At 41.8% G+C, this 25,680-nt stretch carries 29 protein-coding genes; 20 read left to right on the top strand and 9 right to left on the bottom strand.

Going from position 1 to position 25,680, the window contains the following annotated elements; genetic code table 11:
* Positions 1 to 59: 59 nt before the first annotated feature.
* Positions 60 to 917 carry an acyl-CoA thioesterase II gene (tesB, locus tag C7Y70_RS14050; protein ID WP_135475361.1) on the top strand — a complete coding sequence of 286 codons (858 nt, stop codon included), beginning with the start codon at positions 60 to 62 and terminating at the stop codon, positions 915 to 917.
* Between the two features lie 61 nt (positions 918 to 978).
* Here the strand turns inward: tesB and plsB are convergent, their stop codons facing one another.
* Entirely contained in the window at positions 979 to 3,417 is a 2,439-nt protein-coding gene (gene plsB, locus C7Y70_RS14045) for a glycerol-3-phosphate 1-O-acyltransferase PlsB (protein ID WP_135475360.1), read from the bottom strand.
* A gap of 389 nt (positions 3,418 to 3,806) precedes the next feature.
* On the opposite strand from plsB, the gene rpsJ reads away from it, so the two are divergent.
* From rpsJ to C7Y70_RS13985, 12 genes are all read left to right on the top strand, one after another.
* Entirely contained in the window at positions 3,807 to 4,118 is a 312-nt protein-coding gene (gene rpsJ, locus C7Y70_RS14040; protein WP_002957900.1) for a 30S ribosomal protein S10, read from the top strand.
* A gap of 27 nt (positions 4,119 to 4,145) precedes the next feature.
* Positions 4,146 to 4,781, top strand: coding sequence for a 50S ribosomal protein L3 (gene rplC, locus C7Y70_RS14035; protein WP_058561417.1), 636 nt, complete (start codon positions 4,146 to 4,148; stop codon positions 4,779 to 4,781).
* Between the two features lie 17 nt (positions 4,782 to 4,798).
* A complete protein-coding gene (gene rplD, locus C7Y70_RS14030) occupies positions 4,799 to 5,404 on the top strand; it encodes a 50S ribosomal protein L4 (RefSeq protein WP_058561416.1) in 606 nt (201 codons plus the stop codon).
* Positions 5,401 to 5,703: a 50S ribosomal protein L23 gene (gene rplW, locus C7Y70_RS14025; RefSeq protein WP_099295563.1), complete on the top strand. Its 303-nt coding sequence runs from the start codon at positions 5,401 to 5,403 to the stop codon at positions 5,701 to 5,703. The genes rplD and rplW overlap by 4 nt, the downstream gene beginning before the upstream one ends.
* Before the next feature lie 17 nt (positions 5,704 to 5,720).
* Complete coding sequence (rplB, locus tag C7Y70_RS14020) at positions 5,721 to 6,545, top strand: 50S ribosomal protein L2 (RefSeq protein WP_004588688.1); 825 nt, start codon at positions 5,721 to 5,723, stop codon at positions 6,543 to 6,545.
* A 15-nt stretch (positions 6,546 to 6,560) separates the two neighbouring features.
* Positions 6,561 to 6,839, top strand: coding sequence for a 30S ribosomal protein S19 (gene rpsS / locus C7Y70_RS14015; protein ID WP_004588689.1), 279 nt, complete (start codon positions 6,561 to 6,563; stop codon positions 6,837 to 6,839).
* Positions 6,840 to 6,853: 14 nt separating this feature from the next.
* Positions 6,854 to 7,186: a 50S ribosomal protein L22 gene (rplV, locus tag C7Y70_RS14010; protein WP_087532558.1), complete on the top strand. Its 333-nt coding sequence runs from the start codon at positions 6,854 to 6,856 to the stop codon at positions 7,184 to 7,186.
* Positions 7,187 to 7,197: 11 nt separating this feature from the next.
* On the top strand, positions 7,198 to 7,899 hold the full coding sequence (gene rpsC / locus C7Y70_RS14005) for a 30S ribosomal protein S3 (RefSeq protein ID WP_004588691.1): 702 nt from the start codon (positions 7,198 to 7,200) through the stop codon (positions 7,897 to 7,899).
* A gap of 12 nt (positions 7,900 to 7,911) precedes the next feature.
* Complete coding sequence (gene rplP, locus C7Y70_RS14000) at positions 7,912 to 8,325, top strand: 50S ribosomal protein L16 (RefSeq protein ID WP_054206129.1); 414 nt, start codon at positions 7,912 to 7,914, stop codon at positions 8,323 to 8,325.
* Positions 8,325 to 8,516 (top strand): 50S ribosomal protein L29, encoded by a 192-nt coding sequence (gene rpmC, locus C7Y70_RS13995; RefSeq protein WP_004588692.1) that lies wholly within the window; start codon positions 8,325 to 8,327, stop codon positions 8,514 to 8,516. The genes rplP and rpmC overlap by 1 nt, the downstream gene beginning before the upstream one ends.
* Entirely contained in the window at positions 8,516 to 8,773 is a 258-nt protein-coding gene (gene rpsQ / locus C7Y70_RS13990; RefSeq protein WP_135475359.1) for a 30S ribosomal protein S17, read from the top strand. Before rpmC ends, rpsQ begins: the two co-directional genes overlap by 1 nt.
* Before the next feature lie 278 nt (positions 8,774 to 9,051).
* Complete coding sequence (locus tag C7Y70_RS13985; RefSeq protein WP_135475358.1) at positions 9,052 to 9,816, top strand: hypothetical protein; 765 nt, start codon at positions 9,052 to 9,054, stop codon at positions 9,814 to 9,816.
* A gap of 90 nt (positions 9,817 to 9,906) precedes the next feature.
* Here C7Y70_RS13985 and C7Y70_RS13980 read toward each other — a convergent pair whose 3' ends face one another.
* From C7Y70_RS13980 to nfuA, 3 genes are all read right to left on the bottom strand, one after another.
* Complete coding sequence (locus tag C7Y70_RS13980) at positions 9,907 to 11,532, bottom strand: endonuclease (RefSeq protein ID WP_135475357.1); 1,626 nt, start codon at positions 11,530 to 11,532, stop codon at positions 9,907 to 9,909.
* A 145-nt stretch (positions 11,533 to 11,677) separates the two neighbouring features.
* Positions 11,678 to 11,947, bottom strand: coding sequence for a hypothetical protein (locus C7Y70_RS13975; protein WP_135475356.1), 270 nt, complete (start codon positions 11,945 to 11,947; stop codon positions 11,678 to 11,680).
* A gap of 5 nt (positions 11,948 to 11,952) precedes the next feature.
* Positions 11,953 to 12,528, bottom strand: a complete 576-nt coding sequence (nfuA, locus tag C7Y70_RS13970; RefSeq protein ID WP_099295567.1) for a Fe-S biogenesis protein NfuA — start codon at positions 12,526 to 12,528, stop codon at positions 11,953 to 11,955.
* A 413-nt stretch (positions 12,529 to 12,941) separates the two neighbouring features.
* On the opposite strand from nfuA, the gene C7Y70_RS13965 reads away from it, so the two are divergent.
* A complete protein-coding gene (locus tag C7Y70_RS13965) occupies positions 12,942 to 15,491 on the top strand; it encodes a M14 metallopeptidase family protein (RefSeq protein ID WP_135475355.1) in 2,550 nt (849 codons plus the stop codon).
* Between the two features lies 1 nt (position 15,492).
* Here C7Y70_RS13965 and C7Y70_RS13960 read toward each other — a convergent pair whose 3' ends face one another.
* A complete protein-coding gene (locus C7Y70_RS13960; RefSeq protein WP_135475354.1) occupies positions 15,493 to 16,194 on the bottom strand; it encodes a phosphoribosyltransferase family protein in 702 nt (233 codons plus the stop codon).
* A gap of 58 nt (positions 16,195 to 16,252) precedes the next feature.
* On the opposite strand from C7Y70_RS13960, the gene bioH reads away from it, so the two are divergent.
* The 4 genes from bioH (at position 16,253) to C7Y70_RS13940 (ending at position 19,128) form a co-directional block, all read left to right on the top strand.
* Positions 16,253 to 16,990: a pimeloyl-ACP methyl ester esterase BioH gene (bioH, locus tag C7Y70_RS13955; protein ID WP_135475353.1), complete on the top strand. Its 738-nt coding sequence runs from the start codon at positions 16,253 to 16,255 to the stop codon at positions 16,988 to 16,990.
* Positions 16,991 to 17,092: 102 nt separating this feature from the next.
* A complete protein-coding gene (locus C7Y70_RS13950; RefSeq protein ID WP_087532549.1) occupies positions 17,093 to 17,401 on the top strand; it encodes a hypothetical protein in 309 nt (102 codons plus the stop codon).
* Positions 17,402 to 17,407: 6 nt separating this feature from the next.
* Entirely contained in the window at positions 17,408 to 18,265 is an 858-nt protein-coding gene (locus tag C7Y70_RS13945; RefSeq protein WP_135475352.1) for a putative metalloprotease CJM1_0395 family protein, read from the top strand.
* A 134-nt stretch (positions 18,266 to 18,399) separates the two neighbouring features.
* A complete protein-coding gene (locus C7Y70_RS13940; RefSeq protein ID WP_135475351.1) occupies positions 18,400 to 19,128 on the top strand; it encodes an outer membrane beta-barrel protein in 729 nt (242 codons plus the stop codon).
* Positions 19,129 to 19,189: 61 nt separating this feature from the next.
* Here the strand turns inward: C7Y70_RS13940 and C7Y70_RS13935 are convergent, their stop codons facing one another.
* From C7Y70_RS13935 to greB, 4 genes are all read right to left on the bottom strand, one after another.
* Positions 19,190 to 21,523, bottom strand: coding sequence for a Tex family protein (locus tag C7Y70_RS13935; RefSeq protein ID WP_135475350.1), 2,334 nt, complete (start codon positions 21,521 to 21,523; stop codon positions 19,190 to 19,192).
* Positions 21,524 to 21,679: 156 nt separating this feature from the next.
* Positions 21,680 to 22,261, bottom strand: a complete 582-nt coding sequence (locus C7Y70_RS13930) for a CBS domain-containing protein (RefSeq protein ID WP_099295573.1) — start codon at positions 22,259 to 22,261, stop codon at positions 21,680 to 21,682.
* A gap of 50 nt (positions 22,262 to 22,311) precedes the next feature.
* Positions 22,312 to 22,623 carry a hypothetical protein gene (locus C7Y70_RS13925; protein WP_135475349.1) on the bottom strand — a complete coding sequence of 104 codons (312 nt, stop codon included), beginning with the start codon at positions 22,621 to 22,623 and terminating at the stop codon, positions 22,312 to 22,314.
* A 143-nt stretch (positions 22,624 to 22,766) separates the two neighbouring features.
* Positions 22,767 to 23,246 (bottom strand): transcription elongation factor GreB, encoded by a 480-nt coding sequence (gene greB / locus C7Y70_RS13920; RefSeq protein WP_099295575.1) that lies wholly within the window; start codon positions 23,244 to 23,246, stop codon positions 22,767 to 22,769.
* A 164-nt stretch (positions 23,247 to 23,410) separates the two neighbouring features.
* Between greB and ompR the strand changes: the two genes are divergently transcribed.
* Complete coding sequence (gene ompR / locus C7Y70_RS13915; protein ID WP_058561494.1) at positions 23,411 to 24,130, top strand: two-component system response regulator OmpR; 720 nt, start codon at positions 23,411 to 23,413, stop codon at positions 24,128 to 24,130.
* Between the two features lie 6 nt (positions 24,131 to 24,136).
* Entirely contained in the window at positions 24,137 to 25,435 is a 1,299-nt protein-coding gene (envZ, locus tag C7Y70_RS13910) for a two-component system sensor histidine kinase EnvZ (protein WP_099295576.1), read from the top strand.
* Positions 25,436 to 25,680: the final 245 nt, after the last annotated feature.

The raw sequence follows: 25,680 nt of genomic DNA, 5'->3' as shown, positions 1-25,680 counted from the left end.
ATTTACATAATTATAGTCTATAGTATTATGAGAGCCTTGTCGGGATTGAGGATATAAAAATGAGCCAAGTTTTAGATGATTTGTTGTCGTTATTAACTTTAGAAGAGATTGAGCAGGGCTTGTATCGCGGGCAAAGTCAAGATTTAGGGTTTAGAGCAGTATTTGGTGGCCAAGTAATGGGGCAAGCGCTGTCTGCGGCTAAAGAAACATTGCCTGAGGGGCGCATAGTTCATTCTTTGCATTCTTATTTTCTCCGCCCTGGAGATGCTGCAAAACCGATAGTTTACGATGTAGAAAACATTCGTGACGGTAAAAGTTTTAGTACGCGCCGTGTAAAAGCAATTCAATATGGCAAGCCTATTTTTTATATGACGGCCTCTTTCCAATGTGTTGAAGAAGGGCTTTCACATCAAGCCACTATGCCCGATGTACCAGCACCTGAAGAGCTAAAATCATCGCTAGAATTTTATCAAGCAAATGCTAATCATATTCCTGAGGCTATCCGAAATAAATTTATTCGTGAAGTACCGATCGATATGCGTCCGGTCACTTTTCATAATCCATTTAAGCCTGAAGTGATAGAACCGGTGAAGCATATTTGGTTTAAAGCCAATGGTGATATGCCGGACGATCAACGGATTCATAACTACTTATTGGCGTACGCGTCTGATTTTGAGTTTTTACCTACCGCGCTGCAACCGCATGGCGTGTCATTTATGCAACCTAATATGCAGGTTGCAACCATTGACCATGCAATGTGGTTTCACCGCCCATTTAGGTTGGATGACTGGATTTTATATACTATCGATAGCCCAAGTGCGAGCTCGGGGCGAGGTTTAGTGCGTGGACAGTTTTTTGACCGCCAAGGCAATTTAGTCGCTTCAACGATACAAGAAGGTGTGATGCGACAGCGTTAAGCAGCGCTATAAATACGTGAAGCAAAAGGTTAGGTGTAGCAACACCTAACCTTCTAATGTCTTAACTACTTTGGTTTTGAACAATGTCAGTAATTGATTGCCAAATACGGGCAGGTAATAACGCTTTGAGGTGCATATAAACTTCACACAGGTCGTTACTGCCTTGCAGTCCAGCATCTGACTCGCTAATAAGCGCTTGTTGACGAAGATTGTTAATAAAGCCTATCAACACTTTCTTATCGAAAAACTCAGGGCTTTTAATGCCATGTAATGTGCCCAGTCGTTGCGCTAATACTTGGCTCTCACGTTCAAGCTCGGCGCGATCAATCCCTTTACTTGTTTGAATAAAACCAATGACGATAGCGTAGCGTTGTAAAGTTAAACTAAGAGCACGACCCAACATCTCAAGTTTTGCTAGGCAGTCATTGCTGTTGGTAATTTTTATCTCGTCACCATTTATTTCAATTAGCTCTTGATCAACAAAGCTTGCCAATATGCGAGAAATATAATTTTCGTCCAATTCATTTAAAAACCACTCTTTAGCGAATAATGGGTAGAAGCGACTGATCAATTCTTGGCATTGATTAAGTGTGGTTTTATGGCTTTTAAATATATGCAGTGCAAGTAAACTTGGCACGGCAAACACATGTAAAATGTTATTACGGTAGTAATTAAAGAGGGTTTTTTCTTTATCATTAATGGCTATGATTTCACCAAATTCATCACTTATTACATCAAATTTATTAAGCTTTAAAGCATGGTTTAATAATTGCTCTGCATTTTCGTCAGGAGCACTAATTTTATCGCTATAGCTGGCACTTTTTTGCAAATGTAAATAAAAGTCTAGCTGCGCTAATAGCTTGGGTTTGCTCAATGCTTGTTTATCATTTACCAGTAAAATCATTGCCAATAAATTTACAGCGTTCAGTGCAGCTGCACTGTTGATGTTTACCATTACTTTATCAGCTAAATTTGCTACTTGTGGACCAAGCCATTGTGGCTTTTGAACATCGGTAGGATGGATAGACTCACGCCAATCAGGTTGATGCTCGTTTAGATATTGATTAACAGAAATCGGGTCGCCAAAATTTAAGTAGCCTCGGCCATAATTCTTAAGGTTTTTAATCGCTTTAAATATACCAAATATAGACTCGCCTTTTTTATCATTGCCAGCCAGTTCTTTAAGGTAGGTATTAATTTCCATTACGTGCTCGTAGCCGATATACACGGGCACTATAGAGATTGGTCGGTCTATTCCGCGCATCATAGCTTGCAGTGTCATTGCCAACATACCTGTTTTAGGCGGTAATAAGCGCCCAGTTCGACTACGGCCACCTTCAGTATAGAACTTAACTGAATAGCCTTTAATAAATAGCTGGCTTAAATATTCCTTAAATACCGCTGAGTAAAGCTTATTGCCGGCAAACGAGCGGCGAATGAAAAACGCACCACTGCGACGGAATATGCCACCGGCTGGGAAAAAGTTAAGATTAATGCCTGCTGCTATATGCGGCGGGACTAAGCCTAGGTGGTAAATAGAGTAGGTAAGTAATAAATAATCCATATGGCTGCGATGGCACGGCATATAAATTATTTCATGGCCTTTATTCGTTAAGTCGTGCAGTTGCTCGGTGTATTTAATATCAATACCGTTATACAGTTTATTCCAAAGCCAAGTAAGGACGCGATCTGCAACCCTAATAGTGGCATCACTGTAGTTTGCGGCAATTTCATCAAGTAGTTTTAACGCATTTTGACGAGCTTGTTCATGGCTAATATTCTTTTCTTTTGCTTCTGTCTGAATGGCTTTTTTGATGGTTGGCGAAGCGAGTAACGAACTAAATAGCTGCTCACGAGAGGGCATTTTTGGCCCCGTTGCCGCCAGCTTTTGCCGACGAAAGTGAACGCGCGCTACGCGCAGTAGTTTATGCGGTAGCTCATCAACATCTGCTTTTTCATTTACAAGCAACGATAAGTCGAGAGGTTGACTAAACCTTACAAAGTTATCACGCCCTGAAAACAACAGCACAAAAAACTTGCGAAACCAGCTTGGTGTTAACGAATGAGATACTAAAGTCCCCAAACCTGGTTTTTCTTTACCGGGGTTGCGGCCCCATAAAATAGTGACAGGGATAACTTGTACGTTTTGCTCGTTACTGGCAATCAGCTGCTCAATAATTAGTTTGCCTTTTTGCAAGGCATCGGTTGGTTTTGCTTTATCACCAAATAATGGTGGTGGATTTTGCAGTCCAATAAAACGGTCTAGTTCAGTATTACCTAATAACTGTTGCTCGGTTGGATTTGGCAAGCCATGTTTTTTACAAACGCGAGCGAGTGCGGCTAAGTCAGAGCGCGCATTGAGTTTAACAATATAAAAGGTGGGCGATGACGGGTCGAGACTATATTGTTCGATTGGGTTTTCAGGCAGCACCTTACTTTTAACTAGTAAGCGGTTCATCACCATAGAGAAAAAGTTTAAACAACGACTAAAAATACGCATCAACTCACCAAAGTTAAGGGTTAAAAAGCAAAATAAGCGAGGATAATACCAAGTTATAACTGGACTGACCATTAAGATAGTTATCGCTCGTATCTATTATAGCCAATACTGCGTTGAGTTTATTGTGTTTTTAATGAACAATTTAATATGGTAGGGGTAATATTGAAATAGTTGTTGCATTTATCACCAATATCACTATAATACGCAGGCTTTCAAAATTCCCCCGGGAACTTGGAAGGAACATTAAGCTTGGATTTCAAGCTAATAAAACAGGAGTTCCGATTTGGAACTCAACGTAGATATAAATCAACAACCGGCATCTTAATTATTAAGATTGTTTCGGTCGTTTTTTTATGCTCTTTAAATGCTCTTTATATTGAGGTTTAAGAATGTCAAATCAACGCATTCGTATTCGCCTAAAAGCTTTTGACCACCGTTTGATTGACCAATCAACGGCGGAAATCGTGGAAACTGCGAAACGCACTGGCGCACAAGTACGTGGTCCAATTCCACTACCTACACGCTTTGAACGTTTTACTGTACTTACTTCACCGCACGTTAATAAAGACGCGCGTGATCAGTACGAGATCCGCACCCATAAACGTCTGATCGACATCGTAGAACCAACTGACAAGACTGTTGACGCTCTTATGCGTTTAGATCTTGCTGCTGGTGTTGATGTTCAAATCAGCCTGGGTTAATCGGAAGATTAGAGAGGTTTTAGGAAAATGGCATTAGGTCTAGTCGGTCGTAAAGTGGGTATGACACGTATCTTCACTGAAGATGGTGTATCTATCCCTGTGACAGTTATTGAAGCGACACCTAACCGCATTGCTCAGATCAAATCTGAAGCAACAGACGGTTATAACTCACTTCAAGTAACCGCAGGCACTAAAAAAGCAAGCCGTGTAAACAAAGCAGCAGCGGGTCATTTCGCTAAAGCTGGTGTTGAAGCGGGTCGCGGTCTGTGGGAATTCCGCCTAAATGGTGGTGAAGGCGATTTTGAAGTAGGCGCAGAGCTTACTGTTGAATTATTCAACGAAATCAACAAAGTTGACGTAACCGGTACTTCTAAAGGTAAAGGTTTCCAAGGTGGTGTTAAGCGCTGGAATTTCAGCATGCAAGACGCTACACATGGTAACTCTCTATCTCACCGTGCTCCTGGTTCAATCGGTCAAAACCAATCACCTGGTAAGGTGTTTAAAGGTAAGAAAATGGCCGGTCAAATGGGTAATGAGCAAGTAACAACTCAGAACCTAGAACTAGTTCGCGTTGACGCTGAGCGTAATTTGCTTTTAGTTAAAGGTGCAGTACCTGGCGCTATCGGCGGTGACGTTATCGTTAAACCAGCTGTTAAAGCATAAGTCCTGGAGATTTAGTGATGGAATTAGCAATTAAAGACGCTTCTGGCGCTCTTGAAGTTTCTGAAGCTACTTTTGGACGTGAGTTTAACGAAGCATTAGTACACCAAGTAGTTGTTGCATACGCAGCAGGTGCTCGTCAAGGTACTCGTGCTCAGAAGACACGTTCTGAAGTAAGCGGTGGTGGTAAAAAACCATGGGCTCAAAAAGGTACTGGCCGTGCACGTGCTGGTACAATCCGTAGTCCAATTTGGCGTTCAGGTGGCGTTAGCTTCGCAGCTAAACCACAAGACCACAGCCAAAAAGTAAACCGTAAAATGTACCGCGGTGCGATCAAAAGCATCTTATCTGAATTAGTTCGTCAAGAGCGTTTAATCGTTGTTGAAAGTTTTGGTCTTGAAGCACCAAAAACTAAAGAACTAGTTTCTAAGCTTAAAGAACTTGAGCTTAAAGATGTTCTTATCGTGACTGAAGAAGTAGATGAAAATCTATTCTTATCGGCACGTAACCTGTACAAGGTTGACACGCGCGATGTAGCTGGTATCGATCCTGTAAGCTTAATCGCTTTCGACAAGGTACTTATTACAGCTGCTGCTGTTAAGCAACTTGAGGAGACGCTAGCATGATCCGTGAAGAACGTCTTTTAAAAGTGATCCTTGCTCCACATATCTCTGAAAAGAGCACAATTGCTGCTGAAGAAAACAACACGATTGTTTTCAAAGTAACAAATGACGCAACTAAAGCTGAGATCAAATCAGCTGTTGAGAAGCTTTTTGAAGTGGAAGTAACTGGTGTTCGCACACTAAACGTTAAGGGTAAAACAAAACGTACTGGCGCACGTTTCGGTCGTCGTAGCGACTGGAAAAAAGCTTACGTTACTCTTAAAGAAGGTAGCGAGCTAGACTTTGTCGGCGGCGCCGAGTAATAAGGGGAGTTAGAATTATGGCACTTCAAAAGTGTAAACCAACTTCTGCGGGTCGTCGTCACCTAGTTAAAGTGGTTAACCCAGATTTACATAAGGGTAAACCTTACGCACCACTATTAGAGAAAAACTCTAAATCAGGTGGTCGTAATAACAATGGTCGTATTACGGTTCGTCATATCGGTGGTGGTCATAAGCATCATTACCGTTTAATCGATTTTAAACGTACTAAAGATGGCATTCCAGCCACTGTTGAGCGTTTGGAATATGATCCAAACCGTAGCGCAAACATCGCTCTTGTATTATATGCAGACGGTGAGCGTCGTTACATTATCGCACCTAAAGGCTTAAAAGCTGGCGATGCAATCCAGTCTGGTGTTGATGCACCAATCAAGCCTGGTAATGCATTACCTATGCGTAACATGCCTGTAGGTTCGACTGTTCACAACGTAGAATTAAAACCAGGTAAAGGTGCTCAAATCGCACGTTCTGCTGGTGCATACGTTCAAATCCTTGCGCGTGATGGTCAATACGTAACTCTACGTCTTCGTTCTGGCGAAGTACGTAAAGTACAATCTGATTGTCGTGCAACACTAGGTGAAGTAGGCAATGCTGAGCATATGCTTCGTTCACTTGGTAAAGCAGGTGCAAATCGCTGGCGTGGTATTCGTCCGACAGTTCGTGGTGTTGCCATGAACCCGGTAGATCACCCACACGGTGGTGGTGAAGGTCGTACATCTGGTGGTCGTCATCCTGTGTCTCCATGGGGTAAGCCTACTAAAGGTGCTAAGACGCGTAAGAACAAGCGTACGGATAAATTTATAGTACGTCGTCGTACTAAGTAATATTGAGGAATAGCCATGCCACGCTCTCTCAAGAAGGGTCCTTTTATAGACCTACACTTGCTGAAGAAGGTAGAGAAAGCTTTGGAAAGCGGTGAAAAGAAGCCAATTAAAACTTGGAGCCGTCGTTCAATGATCATACCTAACATGATCGGATTGACCATTGCTGTCCATAATGGTCGCCAGCATGTACCAGTTTTCGTTTCTGACGAAATGATCGGTCACAAACTAGGTGAATTTGCACCAACTCGCACTTACCGTGGCCATGCTGCGGATAAGAAAGCGAAGAAACGTTAAGAGGGGAATGATAAATGCAAGCATTAGCTAAACATAAATTCGCCTCTGGTTCGGCGCAAAAAGCTCGTCTAGTTGCAGATCAGATCCGCGGGTTACCTGTCGATCGCGCTCTAGAAATCCTGGCGTACAGCCCAAAGAAAGCGGCTGTATTAGTTAAAAAAGTACTTGAGTCTGCTATTGCTAACGCAGAGCATAACGAAGGTGCTGACATTGATGAGCTTCGCGTAAGCACGATTTTTGTGGACGATGGTCCTACAATGAAGCGTATTATGCCACGTGCTAAAGGACGCGCAGACCGCATCCTTAAGCGTACAAGCCACATCACTGTTGTGGTTTCAGATAGCTAGGAGTATAAGTAATGGGACAAAAAGTTCATCCTACTGGTATTCGCCTAGGTATATCTAAACCTTGGGTTTCTACCTGGTACGCGAGTTCTAAAGATTTCTCTGATCAGCTTTTTGGCGATCACAAAGTACGTACTTTCCTTACAAAGGAATTAAAAGCGGCTTCTGTGTCTAAAATCGTTATTGAGCGTCCAGCAAAATCAATCCGCGTAACAATCCACACGGCTCGTCCGGGTGTTGTTATCGGTAAAAAAGGCGAAGACGTTGAAAAGCTACGTCAAGCGGTAACTAAGATCGCAGGTGTACCTGCTCAGATTAATATTTCTGAAGTACGTAAACCAGAATTAGATGCACAACTAGTAGCAGACGGCATTGCCTCTCAGCTAGAGCGTCGTGTTATGTTCCGTCGCGCTATGAAGCGTTCGGTACAAAATGCAATGCGCATCGGTTCTAAAGGGATCAAAGTTGAAGTTAGCGGTCGTCTTGGCGGCGCAGAAATCGCACGTTCAGAATGGTATCGTGAAGGTCGTGTACCTCTACATACTCTTCGTGCTGATATCGACTACGCAACTTCTGAAGCCTTAACCACTTACGGTATCATTGGTGTTAAAGTTTGGATCTTCAAAGGCGAAGTTATTGGTGGTTTACCACTAGTACAAGAGCAAGAGAAGCCAGCTAAACGCGCACCAAAGAAAGCCAAGAAAAGTGCTAAGTAGAGGTAGCGAGTAATGTTACAGCCAAAACGTACAAAATTCCGTAAAACGCATAAAGGCCGCAACCGTGGTCTTGCGCAAAACGGTAACAAAGTAAGCTTCGGTACTTTCGGTTTGAAAGCTACTGGTCGTGGCCGCATGACTGCTCGTCAAATCGAAGCAGCTCGTCGTGCTATGACACGTCACGTCAAGCGTCAAGGTAAAATCTGGATTCGTGTATTCCCAGACAAGCCTATTACAAACAAACCGCTTGAAGTTCGTATGGGTAAAGGTAAAGGTTCTGTTGAATATTGGGTTGCTGAAATTCAGCCTGGTAAAGTACTTTACGAAATGGAAGGTGTTTCTGAAGAGCTTGCTCGTGAAGCGTTTAACCTTGCAGCACGTAAATTACCATTCAAAACAACTTTCGTAACTCGGACGGTGATGTAATGAAAGCTAGCGAACTAAAAGACAAAAGCGTAGAAGAGCTTAATGCTGAACTTCTAGGACTTCTTCGTGAGCAGTTTAACCTGCGCATGCAAGCAAGCACTGGTCAGTTAGCTCAGACTCACACGCTAAGAACAGTACGTCGCGATATCGCGCGTGTAAAAACAATTATTAACCAGAAGGCAGGTCAATAATGAGCGATAAAATCCGTACTCTTCAAGGCCGTGTAATCAGCGACAAGATGGAAAAATCTTTCACTGTTGCTATCGCACGTTACGTGAAGCACCCAATCTATGGGAAATTCATCAAACGTACGACTAAGTTACACGTACATGACGAAAACAATCAAGCTCAGGCTGGTGACGTAGTTACTATCCGTGAGTGTGCTCCTATTTCTAAGAACAAATCTTGGACTTTAGTAGACGTTGTTGAGCGTCCAAAGAAAGCTTAATTTTTAATTAAGTTTACTTTTTAAAAAGCCCCGGCATTAGCTGGGGCTTTTTGTTTTCACAGCGATAAGCTTTCAAGCATCAGCTAGTCGCAGTGAATTTAAGCCCCGTAGCTTGGGTTTAGTATTACGAAACCCGAGGAAATAAGAACGCCACGAATATGCTGCAATTATTCATACATTGATAAAAGCCTTTAGCTTTGTACCCTAATTAAGCTCAGCCCATTGAACTAAATCTGTATTTAAACACTCAAAAAGCAAACTGTTCACAGGGAGCTTACGTGTTTAAAAATAACTATAAAGCGTGGTGTATTTCTATTGGCTTGCATGTCGTTATTATTTATTTAGTCTCAAGGCAAACGGTAGCGGTTCAGCAGCCTAAAAAAGTGAAAGTCATGCAAGCCTACGTCATGGTTGATCTTACAACAATGCCAGAGATTAACAGTAGTATGCAACCTGCCTTTGCAGCCACCGTCCTTGAAAATGAGGCAAAATTAAGTGAGGGGGAGCAATCAGGGGAGCAACCAGAAGCTCAGCAGCCCAAACATAAGGCTCCGGTGCACTCGGATGCGACATCGGTTATGGGTGAAGCAAACACTCAGGTAAACCCGCGACCAAGCTCATCTAGGGTTGAGAGCTCAGTGGCCCAAGTTGTGATTGATAACCAAAAGGGAGAAGTTGATCAGCAAGGCTTACAGCAATCATTTAAAAAGCTGAATCCCTATGTACCTATACCTAATTTTACACCTTCAACTACAGCAACAGTCTCCTTTGATTTCTCAGAACAGTTTAGCGAAAAAATTAAAAACACACAGCAGAGGGTAACAGTCCCTAAAGAACATTCAAGTTCATTTGAATCAGAGATATTATGGCAAAACGCTGATGGAAGTAAGCGCATGGAAATGTATAAAGGTATGTGCTACAAAATTGACTTCAATGGTGTGATGGGCAAAGTAGGTTTACCACAAGGGTCACCAAGACCATGTAAAGATAACGATGCTATTTTATTCGATAAAATAATGGATAAGTGGAACAAAAAACAATAGCAAGTAGCTGCGCTATTTACCCAATATGTTATTAAGCAGCAATACGTAAGTGAATAAAGCCCCCTTTGGAAGAGGGCTTAAGCGGGTGGGTTACCAAATCATCTCTACAAACTCAGGGTGGTCAACAAATGGGTTGCGGTTGCCTTGATGTTCAAAGGCCGCTTGATTACGGTTAAGCTCTACTTGGCTTACGGGATCATTTGTATGCCATTGAATAAGCATGCTCACAACCCAACTTTCGAATACTTGGTTTGATGTGCCATTGAGTACAGCATCACTGTATGTTGTATTGTTTTGCCAGCTTCCTATTACATTTTCATAGCGAGTTGCCATATAAAAATATGCGCGGGCAAAGTCACCTTTAAATTCATCAATCGGTTCAAATACGGTACCAGAGTAATTTAATGAGCTCGTTGCGGAACCGAGTTTGCTGCCGTTGCTTGAAGTGTAAGTTGCGCTGGCTACATCACCAAATGGGAAGTTACTGCGTTTAGAGTTTACATAGCCATCAGTTGCAAAAATATGATGAACATCTGAATTCATCGGTTCTACTTTGCCACCAAACCAACTTTTAGGGAAAGAGTGCTCGCGGTTGTAACAATCGCCTTCATTACTGTATGTACCACATTGGTCACTGACCGCAACATAGCTAAAGCTATCTTGTCCAGTTGGGTTTTCTGAATAACGATCGAGGATTGAATTGTCGTTTTCGAACGATGTATCGCGCGATGCACTATCGTAAAAATTCCAAATAGCCGAATACCCTTGCGAATTATGGCCTTTAATGATGTTGTATAACTCAGTTTTTAAAGCGTACCCGGTTAACCCTTGAGTAGTAACATAATAGCCTGTAGGTTCAGGGGGCGCAGTTCCACCACCAGAGCCTGAACCGAGAGTAAATGGGGTTGATTCTGAACTTTGAAAGCTAGCTCCGTTTGCCAGTACTTTTGAATTGCTGGTTAGTGCATAGTTGCCATTACCATAAGTACAACATATACCATCCCCATAGCTATCAAAAATAGTGAAGGTGTAATTCCCATCGGTTAAGCAAGCTTGCTCTTCATATTGAGTGTTAGCACTGTAGCCATTACCAGTGGCAACATTCATATTTTGGCTATTGGTTATTTGCCAGCTGGTTTCTTCGCCATAATTATCAGTAAGGAATGATATATCAACAGTGTTATCAGTGCAGCCATTACTGGGTGGGTTGGACATAACACTTGGATTAAAGCTATCAACGTAAACAGTTTCGTTGCCATCAAAACCTGTAACATCATAAAAGCGAAGCCCAACAGCAATTGTTTCATTTGCAGAGGCTGTATATTGATAACTGACTTTTTGCCATTGATTCAATAATGCAGGATTTGAGTATCCTTGATAGCCATTAACCAATAAGCGAGCCTTAACACCTCCCTCAGTGTGATAGACCCAAGTTGAAAAGGTATAGCTTTGGCCTGATTCTAATTGCACATTTTGCAATAAATCGGTGTTGCTTTGACTGCCAGTTGTAACAACAACTCTTGCAGCAAGCGTGTCTGTATTAACAATATTACTGGCTGCTGATACAGTGATACCTGAATCAATGGTGCTCCAATTATTAGGTGTATTATCAGTCCAATCTTCGAAGCTCCCGTTAGAAACTACCGCGTAGCTTGGTATTGTTGTTAGTAATAGCGCTGCAGCAAGGGTATTTTTTTTATATGTCCCGTGTAACATAATTATTCCTTGTAACGTGGTTGGAACAACTGAATAAAATACAGTTGTGATTGTTGCTCTAAATGAGCAATACCAATATACCTTATAGGAACAATGTTACAAAATAGTTAATTAAAATACCGAGTATAAAAAAGGATAGCGAAGATTATTTCCAAAGATCGGGGTCTTCATGTTTAGACGTGGTTTTATTTAAGACTTGTGAAAAGCGATTGGCAAATATTCCAACATACCCCCAAGCTGCAAAAAACAGGGCGACAAGAAGAATAACCAAACCAATGACTTGAAGAGTGTAGTGGCTAAAGTAGCCCAGCGCTATAAATATAACGGCCAGCACAAACAGTGCTAGGCCGCGTAAAAAGCGCTTTAAGCTGAGCTTAGGATTGGAGCCTAAACGATATATCAGCGGCTTTATCACAATACTTAGTAGTAAGAGTGATCGCCAGCTTGGTGATCTGTAATATCAGCAACGCCAGTGATTTCTTCAAATTTAGCGAGCATTTCTTTTTCAATGCCTTCTTTTAAAGTGACATCGATCATAGAGCAGCCATTACAACCGCCACCAAATTGTAGAACAGCAATACCTTCAGCTGTTACTTCAACTAGGCTTACTTGGCCACCATGGTTAGCCAGCTGCGGGTTAACTTCAGTTTCGAGCATGTGCTGAATGCGTTCGTTAAGGCTGGCGTCATCACCAATCTTACGGGCTTTAGCATTCGGAGCTTTAAGTGTTAATTGTGTACCCATTTTGTCAGTGACAAAATCAATTTCAGCTTCTTCTAAAAACGGTGCGCTTTCAGCATCAACAACTGCATCAAAACCATTGAATGGTAAGCGAATGTCGCTTGCTTCAACAGCATCTTCAGGACAATAAGAAACACCACACTCAGCTTGTGATGTACCAGGGTTAACAACAAATACGCGAATATTGGTTTGTTCAGCTTGGTCAGCTAATAATTTTGCAAAATGTGATTGTGCGGTTTCGGAAATAGATATCATAAAACAACTATACTTGTTTAGAGCGTACTGACCTTTCGAGATTGCTTTTTGCAGTAGTGTGTTTGGTTTTTAGGCAAGGCGGAACACGTGAAGTGTAGTTGCTCTACTTAAATCGTGTGATAACGCAGTATAAAAGCCAAACACGCACTGCCCTAAGGGTTCTGCCTAGGAATGCCTTACTCTTTGTTGCTCGGACTTTACATAGAAAAACTATGCTACAGCCCTCGCGCCGCGATTAAGGAATTCCTAGGTTGAACAAATCCAATCCTGAAAGGTCAATACGCTCTTCATTACTCGGATACTGAGTATCATACTCCGCTCATTGCGTTGTCGCCAGTGTTGAGCGTAAAAAGTTGGCATCTAATTTAAGCAATGTTAGCGTGCAAACATTGATCATTTTATGAGTGTTTTATATGCGTTTGATAATAACAATCTTTACACTACTTTTGAGCTTTTCAAGTATCGCTCAGCCGCTGTCGTATTATTTTGAAGACGACGTAAAATTTGACCCAGCGATCCCAACGCCAAAGGAAGTATTAGGGTATGAAGTGGGTGAATGGCATGTTCGTCATGATCAGCTTGTTCGTTACATGGAAGTGGTTGCAGAAAAAAGTGACCGTATTAACTTTGAAGTCATTGGCCGCACCCATGAGCAACGTCCTTTGGTAATGTTGACAATTACGTCGGCAGATAAATTGGCTAGCGTAGAGCAGACTCGCCAAGCGCATTTAGCACGTTTAAAAGGCAAGCAAACATCAGATAAAGATCAGCCCGCTGTTGTGTGGATGGGTTACAGTGTTCACGGTAATGAATCATCAGGCAGTAATACAGCGTTACTGGTAGCTTATTATCTCGCTGCTGCACAAGGTAAAGAAGTTGAAACCTTGTTAGACAACACGGTTATTCTACTTGATCCATCACTTAATCCAGATGGCCTCGCGCGTTTTGCGAATTGGGCAAATAGTAATCGTGGAATGAACTTATCGTCAGACCCACAGACTCGTGAGCACGTAGAAAGTTGGCCAAGTAGCCGTACGAACCATTATTGGTTTGATTTAAATCGTGATTGGTTGTTGTTACAGCACCCTGAATCGCGTGCACGTATTGCTAAATTCCATCATTGGAAACCTAATATTTTAACTGACTTTCATGAGATGGGCCCAAACAGTACCTACTTCTTTCAGCCAGGTATTCCAACTCGTAAGCACCCTATTACCCCTGATGAGAATGTCAGTCTAACCAAGGCGATTGCAAATTATCACGCAAAAACTTTAGATGAAAACAATGCATTGTATTTTACTGAGGAAAGCTTCGATGACTTTTACTATGGTAAAGGTTCTACTTACCCTGACGTAAATGGTGGCGTGGGCATTTTATTTGAACAAGCAAGTTCTCGTGGTCATGTGCAAGAAACGCAAAATGGTACTTTAACTTTCCCTTTTACTATCAAAAACCAGCTACTAACGAGTATGTCTACGTTCCAAGCCGCGATTGATAATCGTAAAGCGTTACTCGACTACCAAGCTAAATTTTATAATCAGGCCGTGGATCTGGCAAATGAAGAAGACTTTAAAGGGTATGTTGTTGATGCAGGAAAAGACGCTGCACGTTTTTCACTGTTTTTAGATCTTTTAAAGCAACATAAAATTACTGCCTACCCACTTAATAAAGCACTCAAAGTTGAAGGTAAGCGCTTCTCAGAGCAAAGTTATTTTATTCCTTTAGCACAGGCGCAATTTCGTTTAGTAAAGGCTGTATTTAGTGAGCAAAAACGCTTCGTTGATAATACGTTTTATGACGTATCGGGTTGGACATTAGCACATGCATTTAATCTTGAGTTTGCAGCCGTTAAAAGTAGCTGGGGGCTTGATGTAGGCACTACCGCGTGGCAGCAACAAGACAAAGCGACTTTTTCTCCGCTGACTAAGCAGTATGCGTTTGGTTTTAAGTGGGATAACTATTTAGCACCAAAAATGCTTAGCACGCTATTGAGCCAAGGCGTAAAGGCACGAGTAGCACTTAACCCACTATCGGCTAAATCAGTGTCCAGCAGTGTCGATTTTTCAGCAGGCAGCATTATTGTTCCTGCAGGTATTCAGGATCAAGACAATTGGGTTGAATTATTAAATGCAGCGCAAAATGAATTTGGTATTGAAATAACCCCTATTACTTCTGGGCTAACTTCAAAAGGTGCCGATTTGGGCTCACGCTCACTGGCGGTTGTTAAAGCACCAAAAGTGTTATTAGTGGGAGGCAGAGGAACTAGCCAATATGAAGTGGGTGAAGTGTGGTATTACCTTGACCGTTTTGTTGGGGTTGCGCCTACTATTGTTGAAATGCAGCGTTTAGGTCGCTTAGAGCTCAGTGATTACAGCCATATAGTGCTGGCACATGGCAACTATAATAGCTTGAGCGATGCGGACAAGGTAGCTATCAAAACATGGGTACGTAAAGGTGGTGTTATTTGGGGTCACAAAGGGGGCGCTAAGTTTTTAGTTGATCAGCAACTGTTAAAAACAAGCTACCTGTCTCGTCAAGATATTGCGAGTGCGTTTAAGACGGATGGACTCAGTTATGGTGATAAAGATGACTTAGCGGGTAGGCAGCGTATTGCAGGCGCTATTTTTAACACGAGTGTTGATTTAACTCATCCACTTACGTATTCGTTAGAGCGTAATACACTACCCGTATTCAAAAATAGCACATGGTTATTAGAAGCCTCTAAAGCACCATTTGTAAACGTTCTAGAGTATACCCAAAAGCCTTTATTAGCAGGTTTCACTGATGATATTAATGTTGAGCAGGTTGCGGGTGCAGCAGGCCTTGTGGCGCACTCATACGGCCGTGGTAATGTTATTGGTATGACAGATAATCCTGTATTTCGCGGGTACTGGTATGGCACTAGCCGTTTATTAAGTAACGCGTTGTTCTTTGGCCACGCATTTAGAGCTAGCAGCGAATAAGTTAGTGACCGAGTGGCGTTAAACAAGTAACAAATGCCCAAACTTGTTTAGCGCCAGCTTTTTTTAAGGCCACTGTTGCAGCATTGAGTGTTGCACCTGTGGTCATAACATCATCCACAACCGCCACAGTCTTCCCTTCTAAATTTTGATGGCAAATAAATGCATCTTGCAGGTTTTTAATGCGCTTCGCTTTGGTTAATGAAGACTGTGCATTGGTTTTTTTGTGTCTTACTAAATAGTCAATTTTGACGTTTTCGGTGGGTAAACAGTTAATCCATGTTTGAGCAACTTGATTATAGCCTCGCTGTAAAAAGCGTTTATGATGCAACGGCATAATAATAAAAAGCTCTGGCCACTTTTCACAATGCGTTTTTACTGTACTTACTTGTTGAGTAATTATTTGTTGTAGTACGTTCTTATAAAAAATTTGGTTACTAAACTTAAGTTGACTTAACCAACCATCAAAGGGTGGGCGATACCAGGCACAGGCCATTAAGTGATCAAATTGACAGTCTGGAAATAGCTCTGCTATGTCTGGCCGGTAAAGTAAATTTGGGTAAGTGCTTAAATCAAATAGGGGCAAATCAGTAAGGCAGTGCTGACAAATCCCAACATGAGCACTAACGGGGATTTTGCATCGCACACAAAAAGACGGAAAAAACCAATCAAGGATACCGGTTGCTTGGTTATTTAAGCTTGTCATTGCATTCATTCCTTTAAACGCTATTATGAGCGCTAAGTTTGGATGAGGAATGGTAAAAATGCAAAATGAGCTAGTGTTGTTGCACGGCTGGGGGATGAACCAAGGAGTGTGGCAAATCATCTTACCTGAGTTAGAGTTTTTACATGGCAGTACCGTAAGATGCATTGATTTACCGGGGTATGGTGAAAATCAGCATTGCCCGTCGCCCTATACGTTGCATGAGGCTGCTAAGCAAATAAGTGAGCAGCTAAAAGACAACTCCACTTTGATGGGCTGGTCATTAGGTGGTTTATTTGCACTGTATATTGCAAAACATTGGCCTGACAAAGTTGCGAAGGTTATTTTAGTTGCATCGACCCCTTTTTTCGCCGAGCAAGCGGACTGGCTAGGTATTAAACCGGATGTGTTGAATGCCTTTAAAGAGCAATTGGTGACACACCGAGAAAAAACCATTGAACGCTTTTTAGCAATTCAAGCGATGGGTAGTCACAGCGCCCGCGATGATATAAAAAAACTAAAGCAGCTATTAAATGAGCATCCCGCACCTAAAAATACTGCATTAACTGCTGGTCTTGATATTTTACAACAAGATGACTTGCGCGATTTATTTAAAGATATCTCGGTCCCTTTAAGGGGCGTGTTTGGCCGCCTTGACGCATTGGTTCCGTATCGTGTAATCAGTAAGATTAAGGCATTGAACGATGACTTTGAATACGAAGTGTTAGATAAGGCATCACATGCGCCATTTATCTCACATAAAGATGAATTTTTATCTGCCATCAAATCAATGCTTTAAAATTTAACTACCACAACCCAGTAAATATAAGGGGTTTATACTTTATTTTGTTTGTTTTATGAGCGATAATTAAAGTAAGTCTATCATTGGTGGAGGTGTAATATGCCAATCGGATCCGTATTTAATAATGGAGTAGAAGGGTTTAACCGTGCTAGCCAAGGTATTGAAAAGGCCAGCGCCGAGATTAACCGTGCCAGTATTGATCAACAAGATGATGCGCAACTTGCCCAGCAACGTCAATTGCAGGCTGCGCGCCCAGAAGAGGCCGTCACAGCCCCTGTGTCTCAACCTGCTCGAATAGATGAAGCCTTAGTTAATTTGAAGGTTGAAGAATTTAACGCTAAAGCAAATACGCAATCAATACAAACAGCGGATGAAGTGTTAGGCACGCTTATTGATGTGCGAGTTTAGTTACGTATGAACATTGTCACGCCATTTCCTAATGTAAATATAAACAGCGCGAATGTTTATACGGAAAGTGCTCGGCGTGACAATCAGCTTCGCGAAATCATCCCTCCCCCTGCTGCAACAAAACCAAGTAATGCCGAAAACAAAGCGCTCGGTGACAACGAAAAGGCAAAGTTACCGGGTTCTGCTGATAATGCCACCTATGATGCTAAAGGCAAAATAGCTGATGAAAGCGTTATTCAGGAACGTCAGCAAGGTGAGCAAAACCCTGATGATAATGAGCAGCAAAAAGAAGAAAAAAAAGAGCAGCAAGCCACAGAACAAGAAGAACTTGATGCTGCACAGATTAAAGAACTAAAAGCACGTGACACCGAAGTGCGAGTTCATGAGCAAGCTCATGCCTCCGTTGGCGGTCAATATGCAGGCTCCCCAAGCTATGAATATCAGCGTGGCCCTGACGGTCAAAATTATGCTGTTGGTGGTGAAGTACAAATCGACGTTGCTGAAATAGAAGGTGACCCGCAAGCAACGATCGAAAAAATGCAAACCGTGCGAGCTGCAGCGCTTGCGCCAGCAGAGCCTTCAGGTGCTGACAGAGCCATTGCCGCTGATGCCACGCAAAAACTGTCAGCAGCTCAAGTTGAGCTCACAAGTAAATCCAATGATGACGAAAGCGAGCAAGCTGGGGCAACGTTTAAAGTTGACAGTGCATTAACGGATGATGACCAAGCTATCAAAACTTCTAGCCCTGAAACAGCAACTGCAAAGCGTGACGCCGATGTTGACGCTCGTGCTGTAAGAGTTGCGCAGTTTTATCAAGGAGCTACTTCACCCTATGGGCAATCAGGGTTTTCAGCGACAATATAAGCCATATTGCTTTATCAATCCCTTCTCTTTACTTATTCAGTTTCACATTTGTTTACGTTTGAGTGCATATTCAGTTGTTTAAATATTATCAAACTGCTATTTTCCCTGCGATTTTTATTAAGGAAGACAATTAAATGAAATATGCAGTATTAGCAGGGGCTTTATCTCTTTTCTCAATCACCGCCGCCGCAAATGAAACATCACTTTTAAGTTATGATTATGTTGAAGCAGGCTACGCTAAAATGGACGTAGATGACATTGATAAGCTTAACTTTGATGGTTATGTTGTAAAGCTTAGCAAGCAAGTAAGCGATAATTGGTATCTAACAGGTTTATACGCCAGCACATCAGATGATCTTATTGAGAGCGAATCGCTGGATTATCGTGAGCTTTTTCAAAATGGTGATTATGTTGGTAATTCAACTTTGTACACAGAATCAAGTATAGAAATTGATATTACGCGCTTAGAGCTTGGTTTAGGGTATATCCAACAATTATCAGCAGTGACAAGTTTAGACTACAGCATTAATTTAGGCAGACTTAAGTTTGAATCGAAAAATGCTTTTGTAGTCGAAGAAAGGTTTAATGGAGTAGCATTTGATTCATACTCTGATGGCGGTTCGGACTCAAATAGCGCAGATATTCTTTCTGCGAATGTACAAGTAAGACATTTATTAACTGAACAGTTCGAAGTGAATGCAGGCTTAGGCTATGAGCGTCTACATGATGACGAGAGTGATAATAACGTTGTTTTAAAAGCTGGCTTTAACTACGCATTTACTGAAAAAGCAATCGTAGGTGCGGCATATCGCAATGTTAATGAGTATTCTGATTTGAGCGTTACGTTACGTTATAATTTTTAATACATAAACAACGCGTTTAAAGTGTTTAAAATGCCGCAACATTCGTTGCGGCATTTTTGGTTTACTTTTTCACTTTAGCGTTAGCAAACGCATCGGCAAACGCATTGCCCATCATCGCATTACCCGTATCGCGCTTAGGCTTTGCGGCACGCGCTTGATGGTTAGTGCTACGTGAGTTATTTTGCGGCTTTTGCTTAGCAGCAGCTGCCGGTTTATTGCTAGTGTCAATGTCATCGTCTAAGCGCATGGTAAAGCTAATACGCTTACGTGCAGCATCTACTTCAACGACTTTAACTTTAACTATGTCACCGGCCTTCACGATTTCGCGTGGATCAGAAATAAACTTATTAGTAATCGCTGAAATATGTACAAGGCCATCTTGATGTACGCCTACATCTACAAATGCACCAAAGTTAGCTACGTTTGATACAACACCTTCTAAGATCATACCTGGTTTTAAGTCAGAGATTTTTTCAACACCGGCTTTAAACTCAGCGGTTTTAAATTCAGGACGTGGATCACGGCCTGGTTTGTCGAGCTCGCTGATAATATCAGTGACGGTGGGTAGGCCGAATTTGTCATCAATATAGTCATTTGCAACTAGCTTGTTGAGTACTTCAGAATTACCAATCAGACTGTTTATATCTAAATGAGTTTGTTCACTAATTCGCTTCACGACAGGGTAAGCCTCAGGGTGAACAGATGAGTTATCCAGAGGGTCTTTACCGTTGCTTATTTTTAAGAAACCCGCTGCTTGCTCAAATGCCTTAGGCCCTAAGCGCTCAACTTTCTTAAGCTCTGAACGTTTAGCGAATGAGCCGTTAGCATCACGGTAATTTACAATATTTTGCGCAAGCGTTTTATTTAATCCAGATACACGGGTCAGCAAAGGAACAGACGCCATGTTTAAATCAACACCAACCGTGTTTACACAGTCTTCAACAACAGCCGTTAGCGTTTGACCAAGTTGACTTTGTGAAACATCGTGTTGATATTGACCTACACCAATTGACTTAGGCTCAATTTTAACAAGCTCTGCTAGTGGATCTTGTAAGCGACGGGCAATAGAAACCGCACCACGGATAGATACATCTAAATCAGGGAACTCTTTAGCCGCAAACTCAGACGCTGAGTACACCGATGCACCGGCTTCGCTGACAATGATCTTATTTAACTTCAACTCGGTGTTGGCTTTGATTAGCTCAGCAACCAACTTATCAGACTCCCGAGAAGCCGTTCCGTTGCCTATCGCAATAAGTTCCACTTTATGTTGACGACACAACTGCTCTAAAGTGCGCAGTGATTTGTCCCAATGATTTTGTGGAGCATGAGGAAAAATAGTCTGCGAAGCAAGTAACTTACCTGTGCTATCAACCACCGCGACCTTACAACCAGTACGAAGGCCAGGATCAAGGCCAAGTGTTGTGCGTGCTCCCGCAGGTGCAGCCATTAGTAAGTCTTTTAAATTTTTAGCAAAAACATCAATCGCACCGGTTTCTGCTTTTTCACGCATAGCAGCTAAAAACTCGTTTTCTAAATGTAAGCTCAGCTTAATTTTCCATGCCCATTGCACCACTGTCATTAACCAAGCACTGGCCGCTTGGTTTTTTATATCTAAGCGATAATGGTCGGCAATCATGATGGCGCAAACAATCGCAGCATCTTCGGCGCTTGGTTCAGGATTAATACTTAGTTGTAAAATACCTTCATTGCGTGCACGCAACATAGCAAGTGCACGATGAGAAGGGGTTTTCTTTAACGGCTCCTGATGTTCAAAGTAATCACGGTACTTTGCACCAGCTTGTTCTTGCCCTTTAATCACGCGAGCTTCAATTTGGCCGTGTTGGCTGATATGACTACGGAATTTAGCGAGCAGTTTTGCATCTTCAGCAAAGCGCTCCATCAGAATAAATTTCGCGCCTTCGAGCACAGCCTTGGTATCTGCAAACCCTGCATCACTATTAATAAATTGCTCTGCTTGTTGTTCAGGATTTAGTGATGCGTCTTTAAATAGGCTGTCAGCGAGTGGCTCAATACCCGCTTCAATGGCAATTTGACCTTTAGTACGACGCTTTGGCTTGTAAGGAAGATAAAGGTCTTCAAGCTCAGTTTTACTATCTGCATTATTGATATCAGCTTCAAGGCTAGCGCTGAGTTTATCCTGCGATTTAATGGTAGCTAATATAAACGTTCTTCGCTCTTCAAGCTCGCGTAAATAAGATAGGCGCTGTTCTAATAAACGTAATTGGGTGTCATCTAAGCCACCGGTTACTTCTTTACGATAGCGTGCAATAAAAGGCACAGTCGCGCCTTCATCAAGTAACTTTATTGCAGCAACAACTTGTTGCTGTTGAGCATTTAGCTCAGTGGCTAAACGTGCAGAGAGTGTGCTCATGCATAAACCTTTTCAAACGAAAAATAAAGCCAGTATTACTCTACTGGCACAATAGACTGGTTGAATAATATCACAGTACTAAGCAATGGAAAGGCCTTAAAAGCTGAGCTTTTAAGGCCTTATTAAAATCACTGTCACAACGCACAAAAAGAGTAGTTAATGTGGGTGATCCACATGCTCTAAAACTTCACTAAACGTATGTGCAATCGGGCTAATGTGCAATGGGATTGAAAATGTTTTAGTAATTTCTCTGGCTGAAATTAAGCCGCAAATTTCATTGTTTGCCGTCGTTACTAATAAGAACATAGCGCCGTGATGTTCCATAGTTTGCAGAGCATCACCAATACAGGCGTAGCTTAAACTTTGCATGCTAACGCCTGTTAAGTGAGAAATAGGGGTCATCACATAGCGTAAGCTAACATCAGCACGATTAACATTTAAACGTTGTGCAAGCATCATAATTTTAGCGCTTTGCAAATCAGCACTAGATACTAACCCTATGAGTTTTTCATTATCATCAACAACCAAAATAAAGTCCGTGTGCTGGCTGCTTGTTTGATATAGAGCATCGATAATGCTGGTATCAAAGTGAGCACGCAGTGGATCTTTTTGCGTAAAATTATTAACCATTTCTAGCGCTGGAGAGGTTAAATCAATAAGCGGTTGTGTTTCGCTATAAACATGAGATAACACGCCTTTAGATACATCTTGGGTACGTAATTCTTTAAAATTAGACATAATAGCCACCATTTAAGTTTATTTAATTTGTTAGTGAGAAAAGTGATTAACTAAATTAAATGACTTGGCGGCCCTCGTACCGAGGCGCGATTAAAAAGTGTGGCTAATTGAGGTTTCACATAATGTGAGAGTATTAATTCAGGAGGTGGTTGAAGCGCCCCTAAATTGAATCCGTTGGCATGTGTATCGATGTCAACGTCAAGGTTTGCTTGGTCGGGAATATCGCAAGCAATAAAGTGTATTGAGTGGGTGGTTGATATTTCAGAGTCATCAAAATCGTGAGCAAAAATAGACAAACTCACACTCATTAAGAGTGTAAATAACACGGCATTATTAATTAAGCGATGCATTAAGTTTGACATAACACGACCTTCCAAATACAACATCAAGTGCAAAATGCTTTACTTGAGTAACTTTATTTATAGTCCACTAACACACAATATACAATCAATTATTAACCTTATCTGAATTATCCTAGCTCACAGTTAGCTCAGTGTTTGCTTGCTTATTTTTCTCCTGGATACTCAATATGATTGATGTACCATTCTTTTTTGCCTTGTGGGGTAGTGACATAAAACTCATCATCCACTTGTTTTTTTAGTAAAGCTCGTGCCATTGGGGAGTCGATAGAAATATAGTCTTTACGGTCATAAATTTCGTCAGGACCGACAATTCTAAACTTTAATACTTCACCTTGTTCGTTTTCGACTTCGACCCACGCGCCAAAGAACACTTTGCCGGCTTGCTCTGGTGAATAATCAATGATTTGCAAATCAGGCATACGCTTGCGTAAATAACGTACTCGGCGGTCTATTTGCCTAAGTAATCGTTTATTGTATTGATAATCTGCATTTTCAGAACGGTCACCAAGGCTCGCTGCCCAGCTTACGATTTTTGTGACTTCAGGGCGTTTAACATTCCAAAGGTGGTCATGCTCTTGTTGTAATTGTGAGTACCCTTCGCGGGTGATTAAGTTGGTTTTCACTGTTTTTTCTCAAAATATTTAATCAAAAAGGGATAAGAATCAGCCTGACTTGTCCTAGTTGTTTGAAATGTTGTGTAACAATCTAATTAAGCAATTAGTTTTTTATTCGTAAAGTTTCATTTATATTAACTATTAACAAGTCAAAAACAACAAGAATGAAAGTTATGGGACACGAAACTACAAAAGTACTAGTCGTCGATGATGATATGCGATTGCGCAGTTTATTAGAGCGTTACTTAGTTGAGCAAGGGTTTATTGTACGCAGCGCCGCTAATTCAGAGCAAATGGACAGGCTTTTAGAGCGTGAAAACTTTCATTTAATGGTACTTGATTTAATGTTGCCTGGTGAAGATGGCTTATCTATTTGCCAGCGTCTGCGTCAAAAAGAGAATGAAATTCCTATTGTTATGCTAACAGCTAAAGGTGATGAAGTTGATCGTATTATTGGATTAGAGCTCGGCGCTGATGATTATATCCCCAAGCCCTTTAACCCACGTGAATTATTGGCACGTATTAAAGCAATTTTACGCCGTCGCGCAAAAGAAGTACCCGGCGCGCCTGCCGCTGAAGAGAATGAAATTAGTTTTGGTGAATTTGCACTAAACCTCGCTACACGAGAGATGACTCATGGCGACAAAACAATGTCGTTAACCAGTGGTGAGTTTGCAGTGTTAAAAGCGTTGGTTACTCACCCAAGAGAGCCGCTTAGCCGTGATAAATTAATGAACTTAGCGAGAGGCAGAGATTACAGCGCGCTTGAGCGTAGCATTGATGTACAAGTGTCACGATTGCGCCGAATGATTGAAGAAGACGCTGCTAATCCCCGTTATATCCAAACTGTATGGGGATTAGGTTATGTGTTTGTTCCAGACGGTGAAAAATAACCTTTTATGAGTATGTTTCCCAAAAGTGCATTTGGTCAAACGGTGTTTTTGGTGGCGGCATTATTGCTTATAAACCAAGTTGTGTCGTACATCACGGTGAGTCTGTATGTCGTTAAGCCGACGATCGAGCAGGTAAATCTTATTTTAGCTAAACAAGTTAAAACAGTGTTTATTGACTGGGAAGACGGTGTCGAAATTAGCAATGAAGTATCAAATAAGTTTTTCGAGATCACTGGTATAGAAGTAATGACTCAGCGCCAAGCAATGTCTGAAGGGTTGGGACAAACTCGTGAATACCCGATGCTGTCGCGAAGTATGTCTGAGCAGTTAAACGGCTCAGCCAGAGTGCGGATCAGTCAAATAGGTCCTTTGGTTTATTGGGTTGAAGCACCTCAGGCCCCTGGCTATTGGGTCAAAGTTCCGCTGACAGGATTCAAAGATAATAACCTCGAATTTTTAACTTTCTACCTATCAAGTATTGGCTTTTTAAGTGTGTTAGGTGGGTGGCTATTTGCACGACATTTGAATCGACCATTAAAAGAGCTACAGCAGGCTGCAGTGAAGGTGGGTGTAGGGGATTTTTCGACCAAGCTTGAAGAGCATGGATCGATTGAGGTTATGGAAGTAACCAGAGCCTTTAATCAAATGTCGCGTGGTATCGCTGCGCTTGAGAACGATCGACGATTATTAATGGCGGGCGTATCTCATGATTTACGCACACCACTTACACGTATTCGCCTTGCCACCGAAATGATGTCGGCAGAAGAAGATTACCTACGAGAGGGGATCATCTACGATATCGAAGACATGAATGCCATTATCGACCAATTTATTGAATATTTACGCCACCATAAACGTGAAGAGCTTGCGCTCGAAGACTTAAATGCGATTGTCTCTGAAGTGGTGCATTCTGAACAAAAGCATCAACGTAATATTCGCTTTATTGAAAATCCAAATCTCGATAACGTACCGTTAAGTATGGTGGCAATTAAGCGCGTAGTAACCAATATGATTGAAAATGCCATTCGTTACTCTGATGACGATATAGAGGTTGAAACCGCGCTGAGTCACGATAAAAAGTATGCCATTGTAATGGTTAACGACCATGGCCCAGGTATTCCAGAAAGTGAGCTTGAAACAGTGTTTGAGCCCTTTAAACAAGGCGACACAGCCCGAGGGAGTGAAGGCAGTGGGCTTGGTTTAGCTATTATCAAACGAATTATTGATATGCATGACGGAAAAGTAAAATTAGTGAACCGCCCTCAAGGGGGGTTAAGTGCACAGATTTTTCTCCCTTTTAAATGAGTGATTTAAACTCAGGTACGTAACCTGATGGAGTATTCATGTATATACCGGGGTTGTAGACAAAATCGACGATGGTAAATTTACTAAATTAAAGCAGCTAATGGGCAAAGGTAAGTGGCATTATATCTTTGTATATGGTGTGCTTGGTTGGGGAGTTTCAACAGCTATTTTGTTTTCGCTAATACAGGTTTTTTGAGGCGAAGCCGCTTTTTTTGCTATATTACCTGTCTTGTCCTGAAATGTGT

The organism is Pseudoalteromonas sp. KS88, from assembly GCF_004766475.1.
In the GTDB taxonomy this organism is placed as follows: Bacteria; Pseudomonadota; Gammaproteobacteria; order Enterobacterales; family Alteromonadaceae; genus Pseudoalteromonas.
Note: the sequence above shows the minus strand (reverse complement) of the source record. Positions and strands in the feature narration are given on the sequence as shown.